Source organism: Thiorhodococcus mannitoliphagus (genome assembly GCF_010915725.1).
Taxonomy (GTDB): Bacteria; Pseudomonadota; Gammaproteobacteria; order Chromatiales; family Chromatiaceae; genus Thiorhodococcus; species Thiorhodococcus mannitoliphagus.
In genome coordinates this window covers 1-2,158 of sequence record NZ_JAAIJR010000296.1, presented here as the reverse complement: position 1 = coordinate 2,158, position 2,158 = coordinate 1, and the positions used below count along the sequence as shown (strand labels likewise).

1 protein-coding gene and 1 pseudogene are annotated in these 2,158 nt (G+C 66.9%); one reads left to right on the top strand and one right to left on the bottom strand.

Annotation, left to right across the window (positions count from 1 at the left end):
* A partial coding sequence (locus G3480_RS28055; protein ID WP_206171919.1) for a hypothetical protein occupies positions 1-192 on the bottom strand: 192 nt, incomplete at its 3' end.
* A gap of 45 nt (positions 193-237) precedes the next feature.
* Here G3480_RS28055 and ftsH point away from each other — a divergent pair.
* Positions 238-2,073, top strand: a pseudogene (gene ftsH, locus G3480_RS26290) (ATP-dependent zinc metalloprotease FtsH); the annotation flags it as partial.
* Positions 2,074-2,158 lie beyond the last annotated feature (85 nt).

The following is a 2,158-nucleotide window of genomic DNA, read 5'->3' as shown; positions in this document are numbered from 1 at the left end:
TGGACTCAGTTCTGGCAGCGCATTGATCAGTTCGGCGCCGAATGCTGTTGCTGAGACATCATTCAGAGGCCGCACTCCGCGCAGACGGCTGGCCCAGGTTGAGCCTATCAGCCATACGGGGATGAGCGCCCAAGCGGCGTCGCTGCGGCCGCGCATGCGCAGCCTGACCGGCCGCAGGTGGGGGCACGGCACGAATCTCGCTCGTCGACTCGCAAGCAGGCGATCAAGAGGAACGAGATGATGACAACTGAAGCCTTGTGGACGACTGATGCAGGCTGGGTGCTTTGGGTGCTCGCTCTAGCCGCGCTCGGCACCATTGGACGCTGGCGGCTCAATCCCATCCGTCGCGGCAGCTCGCAGACACTTCCGCCGACGGACGGCGGATTGGCGACGGGACCGGGACGCGAGCCCCCGCCGGCTGCAAGCGCGTTTTGGTGGATGACGCTGGCGCTGCTGCTGGCCTGGAACACCCTGCCCTTCCTCTTCGATGGCGCCCCGACGGTTGCCAAGGTCCCCTACAGCACCTTCATCGAGCAGGTGCAGCAGAACAATGTGTCAGAGGTCGGCATCCAGGGCAGCGAGATCGCCGGCAAGCTCAAGGCACCGCGTGATTGGAATCGCAGCTCTGGCGTGCTGATCCAGGCGTCGAGCAACAGCGATCAGACACCGTCAAGCAAGACGACCACCACCCCTGGCAAGGCGACCGCCACCAAGCCGCCGGCACCAGTCGAGACGGCAACCAGTGATCAAGTCCAGGTCTCGGAGTTCACCACGGTCTTCCCCAGCTCGGTCGGCGACCCGCAGCTCCTGAGCAAGCTGGAAGCGCATCAGGTGGCCATCGCCGCGGTCCCGAAGTCCGAGCATTACACCGCCAGAATCCTTGGCAGCCTGCTCCCGACGGCCCTGCTGGTCGGGTTCTTCTGGTGGATGGGGCGCCGGGCCATGCAACAGCAGCAGAGCATCTTCGGCGCCGGCAAGTCGCAGGCAAAGCGCTTCGTCCGTGAGGAGACCCCAGCGGTGACCTTCGCGTACGTCGCCGGCGTCGACGCCGCCAAGGGGCAGCTCCAGGAGATCGTCTCCATCCTCAAGTCGCCGGATCGCTACCACGCGCTCGGCGCCCGCACCCCGCGCGGCGTGCTGCTGGCCGGACCGCCCGGGACCGGCAAGACGCTGCTGGCGCGGGCCGTCGCGGGCGAGGCGCAGGTGCCCTTCTTCTCCATCAGCGGCTCGGAGTTCGTCGAGATGTTCGTCGGCGTCGGTGCCAGCCGGGTGCGCAACCTGTTTCAGGAAGTCAAGGCCGCGGCGCCCGCTATCCTCTTCGTCGACGAGTTGGACGCCATCGGCCGCCGCCGCGGTGCCGGACTCGGCATGGTGAACGACGAGCGCGAGCAGACGCTGAATCAGCTGTTGGTCGAGATGGATGGCTTCGACGCGCGCATGAGCGTCATCGTCCTGGCCGCAACCAACCGCCCTGATGTGCTCGACCCCGCACTGCGCCGACCTGGACGCTTCGACCGCGAGGTGGTCGTGGGTCTGCCGGACCGCAATGGGCGCAGGGCGATCCTGGGCATCCACACGCGGGAGCTCGCGCTGGCGCAAGACGCCGACCTGGATACCTTCGCCGCCATCACCATGGGCATGAGCGGCGCCCAGCTGGCTAACCTCTGCAACGAGGCGGCGCTGGTCGCGGCGCGCGACAGCCACGCCAAGGTGGAGCGCCAAGACTTCGAGACGGCACTCGACCGCATCCTGCTCGGTGAGGCCTTGCCGCTGACGCTGGATGCGGAGTCCCGCCGGATCGTCGCCTACCACGAGAGCGGTCACGCGCTGGTCGCCTGGCTCACGCCGGAGGCCGATCCGGTCCACAAGGTCACCATCGTCCCGCACGGCATGGCGCTGGGCGTCACCGAGCAGCGCCCGCAGGACGACCGCTACAACCTCTCGCGCAAGTATCTGCAAGCCCGGCTGCAAGTGATGCTCGGCGGCCGCGGCGCGGAGGAAACCGCCTTCGATGACGTCACCACTGGCGCCGAAAACGACCTGGTGCAGGCCACTGAGTATTCCGGCCGAATCCGGACACCTATTCCGATCCAAACCGGACACCAATCCGACGTCAAAGCGGACAGCATTCCGAGCTGAAAGCGGACACTGATCCGAC